The organism is Flintibacter muris, assembly GCF_943192995.1.
GTDB classification, from domain to species: Bacteria; Bacillota; Clostridia; order Oscillospirales; family Oscillospiraceae; genus Lawsonibacter; species Lawsonibacter muris.
In genome coordinates, this window is record NZ_CALPCP010000078.1 from 1 (window position 1) to 7,164 (window position 7,164).

Below are 7,164 nucleotides of genomic sequence, written 5' to 3' on the forward strand. Positions count from 1 at the left end.
TTTTGGTACAGGGGAATGTGTTATGCTTGGAACAGATCAGTGGGAAACCAAAAATATGGAGGAACTTTTATGCGGCGTATTATCATTGACTGCCTAACCTTGCTGGTGGGTGGCACCCGGCTGGAGCGGGAACGTGAGATGGGAGATTTTCAAAGCACCTGCAATTTTGTGGCGGAACTAACGAAGAGTATTCGGACGAGAGAGGCAGACAGGCTAATGGAGCATTGGTCGAGTGCTCCCACTTTTATGCTCTCCGAAGTTCAAGAAATAGACGGAAAGCAGGCGACAGAGCGTGTGCTATTGGAGATCATTTCCCGCCGGCGGAGAGTGGGACTTCCCACGACACTAGGTATGGATACGGTTCCGGCCTTTTTGGAAAAGGCGGTCTTCGGTCCTTCCCCAGACATATCCAAGCCGGAATACACGGAGGAAGAACTATTTGATGCCGCAGTTGAAACGGCGTTTGAGGAAGGTTATATCACAGTGGCCATGCTCCAGTGCCACTTTAATTTGGGCTATAAACGCACCATGCGTCTGATCGATAAAATGGAGACGCTGGGTATTATTAGCGCCCCGAATGATCCCATGCCCCGGCAACTTCGGATGCCAAGAACCAAGTGGGAGGAAATACGAAAATCACATCTTGCGGGAAGGAGCGTTTACGGACAAAGGCAAGACGATTTTCAAATCAAAAATGGTTGCCTGACCAAATACAAAGGCGGCGGCGGAGACGTTGTTCTCCCGGAAGGTATCGAGGAAATTGGACCGGATGCTTTCATTCAGAGCACGGGGTTGACTGGCATTTATATCCCTGACGGGGTAGCAAAAATTGGGGTGTCAGCGTTTTTGGGTTGTATCAATTTGAAGCGTGTCAGTCTGCCAGTCGAAACAATTCAGGAAATTGGTCTCTATGCTTTTCATCGCTGTGCAGACTTGACCGAATTTCAGATTCCTTGGAATGTTACAAAAATTGAAGGGGGTACTTTCGATCATTGCACCAGTTTGAAGAATATTGTCATCCCAGACCTTGTAATGGATATTTCTGAGAATCCGTTTATAGGGTGTACCAACTTAACCAGTGTTCATGTCATGCCTGGAAACAATGTGTTTTCCGCTCAAGGGGGCGCGTTATTTAGAGATGATGGTAAGGAACTGGTATGCTGTCCTGCAGCCTCGGGAGAATACCACATTCCAGAAAGCGTGGTAAGAATCGGACCACATGCTTTCTGTGAGTGCAGAGATTTGACTGGCATTATCATTCCAGAGGGTGTAAAAGAAATTGGTGTCAATGCTTTTTGTTCCTGTACTGGGCTGACCGAGGTGACAATCCCCTCCAGTGTAGAGGAAGTTGGAGGAGGCGCATTCGAGGGATGTGAAAATCTGGCTTCTCTCACAATTCGAGATGGAGTGAAAAAAATTGGCAATTGTGCATTTGAGAAGACAGGGTTGATTGGAAGTTTGAGAGATTTCCTCCCCAAAAGCGTAATGGAACTTGGCGCACATGTTTTTCCGTTTTACTGCTGTGGTGGTGGTAAGCGTCGGCCAGGAACGGACCGGTTTATAGATTAAAGTCACCACAGTTGAAAAGCGGTAAGGGAGTGCATGACTCTACATGCTTTATCAATTATGGAGGAACGCTATGGAAACTGAGGACATTTTCAAGAAAATTTCCGGTTTGAATATGTCTGGCCTGATCCTGTTGGCCGCGCGGCCAGGTATGGGTAAGACGTCTTTTGCGTTGAATACGGCGCGGACTGTGGCGGAGGAAAAGACTGCGGCGGTGTTCTCAATGGAGATGTCCAGGGAGCAGGTATCCGCCCGGCTTCTCGTATGTGCGCCATCGACCGAAAACGGCCGCACACACGCTAGAAACATCTACATTGACGATACCCCCACACTCTCTATGTCAGACATATACGCCAAGTGCTGCCAGTTGGACAATCTAGGCTTGGTGGTCATTGACTACTTACAGTTGATGACCTGGAACCGGAGCGGTGAAAACCGCTACCAGCAGGCAGTCGAAATATCCCGGATGCTGAAAATCATGTCAAAAGAGTTGAATGTACCGGTACTTTGTCTCAGCCAACTCAGTCGCGTCGTCGAGGAGCGGGAGGACAAGCGGCCCGTCTTGTCAGACCTGCGAGGATCGGGACCCTTTGTGCCAGAAGCGGATATTGTTCTGTTTTTATATCAGGGCTGCTATTATCATGAGAAAATAAAAAAAGCGATATGATGGAATGTATCGTAGCTAAGAATGTTTATGGCGAAAGTGGAACGGTGGAACTGCGTTGGAGGCCAAAGGGCAATCTGTTCCTTGTTTCGGATAATATGTGCTGTTGGTAGCGGCAAGCCCGTAAGGACCGGCGCATTTGCGCCGGTTCTTTTAAGCTGCCTCCAGCGTCTGCTGTTACCCGCAGGGAGAGGAAAAATCATCACCGCGCCTCCTGCTGGCGGCTACGATTTTTCTCTTTCTCCGTCGCGCCCAAAATCCGCTCCACGTTGTTTTTGGCGGTGAGCAGTTCTATCATTTTTTCTCGCGTCTGCTTGTACTCTGGATACCGTTTTTTGTTCTCGGCCTTCAGTGCGGCATACTCCTGTTTCAGCGATTGCATGGACGGCAGCTTCTTCAAACCGAGAGAATCAAAGTACCGCTTTGCTGCTTGACAGGCCGTGATTTCACTGCTATCCTTGGCGATCACACAGCCGACTTTCCCGGCCTCAATGTCCGCCACAAGCTGTTTCCAACTGGGCCGCTCAAAATTTGCCCCGCTCCATCCGTCATCCGTGTAATGGGAAATGTTAGTAAATCCTCGCTGGGCAGCATAGCTTTCAAGCATGGCCTTTTGATTCACAATGGAATTGCTGTCCCCAATTTGCTCATCGTCACGGCTAAGGCGTTCGTATAATGCTGTAATCTTCTCTGGCTCCAACCGCTTCTCGTTCATGTTGAACTCCCTGCAAGCGGCTGGCTCGTTTGTGGTATCCCCATTGTACCACAGTCAGCGCTGTTTGTCACGGTCCCGCGCCGAATTAAATGCAGAATTTTGTCGTTCATGGTTTCCTGGGCGGTATCGCTGAAATGGACGCGCACCTTGTAGGCGGTGGACCCGATACGGCGGTAGAGAATGGCGGTGTTCGCCGCTGCTGGTTGAATTGTAGCTATATTTGCCTTCCTTTCTTGCGGTAGGCCGCAACCCGTGGTATGATGTTGGTGGCGGACTTGTCTTGGCAGCAAAAGACCAGCCTCGGCTGCGTAATGTCGTTTGCAACCGAAAGCTGGCCTGATGTGCCTATGTACTTTTGTCGTGAAAGGACGATGGTTTTCACAGCGTCCAAAGCATCCTCTCACTAATAGGAGAAAAACCGGGGGCAAAGCGGAACCATTTTCAAAAGGATTTTGAAAATTTCTTGAAGCGGCCCGGTTTGTTCGCCTATTTCTATTATACGGTCAAATTGGACCGAACCGCAAAAATATGGCGATAATGCAAGATTAGGCCGTTCCGTTCTCGAAAATTGCAAAAATGCAAGATGAAGTCATCCCGCCATTTTGTCGGCCACGTTGCGGACATTTTTTCCGCGACGTTGCCAGAAATCAGAAATGCAAAATGCGCTCCACGTCATGCGGGCTCGAACGACAGATTGACGCTCGAAGCTGTGCTGTTGTTGGCATCCCCCCTCCCATAGCACCATCATTCACCACAAACGAGCAAGCCGCTATGTTGTATTAGGTGAAATCTCACATTCACCCTTTACAACATACATCTTTCCTGTCGCTGCTGGCAGATTATTTGGCTTTATTCTGCTGAATTCTTTTCCACAGTGGGTTTTAAACGCCGATTTTCAGGGGGTCCACCCCTCCATGCCCACCTGCAGCTTTTCCAGAGCCTTCTTTTCAATACGGGACACATCGCGCCCCGGATATTGTAAACGATGACCTCTAAGAATTCGCCTCCAACTGACGGAAGCGGAACTTGATGATGATTTGCTTGTCGCTGGTCAGCTCCACCCGTTCGATCAGGCTGACCAGCAGCTCCCGATTGGTGGATGCGGTTTCCAGGAACCGTTCCACCAGTTTTTTTGCCAAGTCCACCTGCTCCGCTGGAGAGTAGTCTGGACGGTCCAGCTGGCTGAGGCGTTGCTCCAGGGCGGCGCGGTCAGCCTTGACCTTGGTGTAGATGCGTTGGAAGTCGGCTTCGTCCAGGATGCCGCCGAGCTTATCCATGTAAACCTTGTCCAGGTGGATGGTCAAACTCTCTATTTTGGCTTTCAGCGATGCAATCTCCTTTTCGTTGCTGGCCTCCGCCAGCGCCTTTGCTACCTCTCGCTTGGCCGCAGGCAGCAGCTGATCCGCCCGAAGGTATTGCCAGCAGACCTCCTGTACCTTCTCAATCACCGCCTGGGTAACGGTCTGCTCCTTGATCGTGTGGCTGGTGCAGACCCCCGCCTTGGTGAAACGCTGGTAGGTGCGGCAGACGAAATACAGCCTATCCTCCCCTGCCGCGTTCTTCCGATTGAGTACCGCCAGCGGGTAGCCGCACTCGTGGCAGAAGATCAAACCCTTCAGCAGAAAATCATAAGTCCGGCTACGGGTGTGCCTGCGGCTGTTGACCAGGGCCCGTACCTTGTCGAATGTCTCCCGGTCGATGATCGGCTCGTGTGTGCCCTCTACCACCACCCAGTCCCGGCGATCCTGCTTGATGCACTTTTTGGACTTGTAATTGATCTTCCGAGTGCGCCCCTGCACCATACTCCCGATATAGGTCTCATTTTGCAGCATATCGGAAATGCGCTCACTGCTCCACAACCCGGTGTAGGGGCCGGGATTGGCCACCGGCAAACCAGCATAAGTCGCTGGAGTGGGGACTCCCGTTTCATTGAGCCAAACAGCGATTTTCCGACAGCTCATGCCCTCCAGCGCCATACTGAAAATCCGTCGCACCATCAGAGCTGCTTCCTCGTCAATGACGATTTTGTTCTTCTCCGTGGGATGCATCTTGTAGCCATAGACTGGCTTGCCGCCGATGAACAGGCCCTTGCGCTGCTTGTCATGCTTGACACTGGAAATTTTTTTCGAGATGTCCTTGGCGTACATATCATTCATGATGGCGCGGAAAGGGGTGATGTCGTTGGCTGTGGACTCTACCCCGGTGTCGATGCCGTCCAGCAGGGAGATGTAGCGGACCCGGTGCTCCGGGAAGTAACGCTCCATGTAGTGGCCGGTGAGGATGTAGTCGCGGCCCAGTCGGCTCAGATCCTTGGTGATGACCATGTTGACCTTCCGGGCCTCAATGTCGGCGATCATGCGCTGGAAATTCGGCCGGTCGAAGTTTGTGCCGCTCCAGCCGTCGTCGATGTAGGTGTCGAAAACGGTCAAACGGTGTTGCTGGACAAATTCATTGAGCAAGGATTGCTGGTTGTTGACGCTTTCGGATGGCCCTTCGTTCTCATCCTCCTTCGATAATCTGATGTATAATGCCACATGGTAATCCATGGGATTGCTTATCTCTAAATACATATCACGCCTCCCGAGATAAGCGGCCATTCATCACTATCATTACACTGCCTTGCGCCCCCATTTTGCAACGTCTTGTAACTCTTTCTTTAGAAAATACTTGAACGAACTTTGGATGATTTCCACAAGGGAACAGGTTTCCTCTGCAAAATAACAAATTACAGTCAAATCTTTGGATTTCAAAGAAACACCTCCAAGTTTGAGATGGTAAAGCATATGCTGAGAATTGTATCTGCTTGCCATTGTCGGCAAAAAGAAAAGCGATGGGCCAAGCGGCTCATCGCAGTTTCACAGCGTCTTTTCCAACGGAATGGTAGAAAAAATTTAGATATGAAGATTTTATGGAGTCGGCTCAAAACGCTACGCAGTGCGTCGCATTTTCGTTTTAAGTAAGATAGTCATGGCAACGAGGCAATTTTGGATTTCATATAGGTGTCAAACAGTCTCTTGTGCTCCGGTTTAATTGCTGGGAACGCATCATATTGCTGAAACTCAGGTCTGCTGGTGATACCCATTGAAAAACAGTGTGCAAAGAATTCCGGTGCCTGTTCTCGATATGTTGCGCCGAGACCTGGAAAGAACAACTCTCCAAAAGTGAAGAAATCTTCTGGAACAGCAGAGATGTCACCAGTCAGGCTTAGATTCAGAACGTGTCCCAACTCATGGAGTAAAATGCTTTCAAGCGATGAGTTTTTGTCCCCCTTTCGATGAAGCAAATAAATATCACAGCAAAAAGAATCGTCTTGATAAATACGGGGTCTACTCAGCGCATCAAACTGGCGATGGCTGCATCCGGCAGACAGAATCATCAGATTTCCATTTTTGAGAACCTTCTCCGAATAACGGTCTTGCTGATCCAGATGGCTTAAAATACTCTCAATGGATGCTACAGATAACTGCTCACCTTCGGATGGTAAGAAATCCGATTTCATTTGATCCACCAACATATTCAGCTTGGATACAAGATTTCTTCCTGTCTCACCGTGGGGCCAATTTTGATAAAGGTAAATCTCTGCTGCTCGCTGGTGACCTTGGACGCACCATTGAGGATGCTTGTCCAAAATGGCACCTCTCATCGCTGAAATATAGGTTTGCTCTATATGGCTATAAAGTTTTTTGATTTTTACTTTTTCTGGTGGGTCCTGTGAGAGTAATCCTGCTAATACGCCTGCTAACTCAAAAAAGCTATCTGCACTAAATTCAAGCACAAAACGCTCTCCTTTCCTGACTTATTTTTGAGTTTTCCCTATAAATGGACACTACAGAAAAGATACACTGATTTATATACGATGAATCGTCCGCCTCCTAAGTGTGCGTAGTTCGTCCGCCAGTGGCACCAAAAATTCCATATGCGTCCGTAGCTCAGCAGGATAGAGCGTCCGCCTCCTAAGCGGAAGGCCAGCGGTTCGAATCCGCTCGGGCGTACCAGAAAAAGAGGTCAAAAAAGATTTTTGGTGAAAAAACCGAGAGATTTCAAGACCTCAGAGGCCCTTGGATAGTGAAAATCCAAGGGCCTCAAAATTTAGATTTTTCCCCACCTCCTATTCACTCAGGCAGGACTTAAACCTGCGGCACAACAGTTTCAAATAGGGCGCTACGATTTTGAGCGCCTGTATTGAGCGTCGATCCGTCAGTTCTAAAGGAATTGACAG

Annotated in this window: 6 protein-coding genes, 1 tRNA gene and 1 pseudogene; 3 read left to right on the forward strand and 5 right to left on the reverse strand. The window is 49.3% G+C overall.

Annotated elements, in window-relative coordinates:
• Positions 1-69: 69 nt before the first annotated feature.
• Both NFS22_RS22710 and NFS22_RS22715 read left to right on the forward strand, forming a co-directional pair.
• Entirely contained in the window at positions 70-1,569 is a 1,500-nt protein-coding gene (locus NFS22_RS22710; protein ID WP_251319918.1) for a leucine-rich repeat protein, read from the forward strand.
• Between the two features lie 70 nt (positions 1,570-1,639).
• Positions 1,640-2,233, forward strand: a complete 594-nt coding sequence (locus tag NFS22_RS22715) for a DnaB-like helicase C-terminal domain-containing protein (protein ID WP_251319919.1) — start codon at positions 1,640-1,642, stop codon at positions 2,231-2,233.
• Between the two features lie 439 nt (positions 2,234-2,672).
• Here NFS22_RS22715 and NFS22_RS22720 read toward each other — a convergent pair.
• The 5 genes and pseudogenes from NFS22_RS22720 to NFS22_RS22735 all read right to left on the reverse strand — a co-directional run.
• Positions 2,673-2,945, reverse strand: a pseudogene (locus NFS22_RS22720) (recombinase family protein); the annotation flags it as partial.
• Positions 2,942-3,349, reverse strand: a complete 408-nt coding sequence (locus NFS22_RS23815; RefSeq protein ID WP_277615024.1) for a transposon-encoded TnpW family protein — start codon at positions 3,347-3,349, stop codon at positions 2,942-2,944. The pseudogene NFS22_RS22720 and the gene NFS22_RS23815, both read right to left, overlap by 4 nt.
• A 588-nt stretch (positions 3,350-3,937) precedes the next feature.
• Positions 3,938-5,515 (reverse strand): recombinase family protein, encoded by a 1,578-nt coding sequence (locus tag NFS22_RS22725; protein ID WP_251319920.1) that lies wholly within the window; start codon positions 5,513-5,515, stop codon positions 3,938-3,940.
• A 39-nt stretch (positions 5,516-5,554) separates the two neighbouring features.
• On the reverse strand, positions 5,555-5,695 hold the full coding sequence (locus tag NFS22_RS22730; RefSeq protein WP_251319921.1) for a hypothetical protein: 141 nt from the start codon (positions 5,693-5,695) through the stop codon (positions 5,555-5,557).
• 215 nt (positions 5,696-5,910) lie between these two features.
• Positions 5,911-6,720, reverse strand: a complete 810-nt coding sequence (locus NFS22_RS22735; RefSeq protein ID WP_251319922.1) for a hypothetical protein — start codon at positions 6,718-6,720, stop codon at positions 5,911-5,913.
• A gap of 143 nt (positions 6,721-6,863) precedes the next feature.
• Here NFS22_RS22735 and NFS22_RS22740 point away from each other — a divergent pair.
• Positions 6,864-6,940: transfer RNA gene (locus tag NFS22_RS22740), tRNA-Arg, on the forward strand.
• The last annotated feature ends 224 nt before the right edge of the window (positions 6,941-7,164 follow it).

Bases quoted from the DNA above. Each gene is read 5' to 3' on its own strand.
- NFS22_RS22710 (WP_251319918.1), top strand. From the start codon at position 70: ATGCGGCGTATTATCATTGACTGCCTAACCTTGCTGGTGGGTGGCACC.
- NFS22_RS22715 (WP_251319919.1), top strand. From the start codon at position 1,640: ATGGAAACTGAGGACATTTTCAAGAAAATTTCCGGTTTGAATATGTCT.
- NFS22_RS22725 (WP_251319920.1), bottom strand. From the start codon at position 5,515: ATGTATTTAGAGATAAGCAATCCCATGGATTACCATGTGGCATTATAC.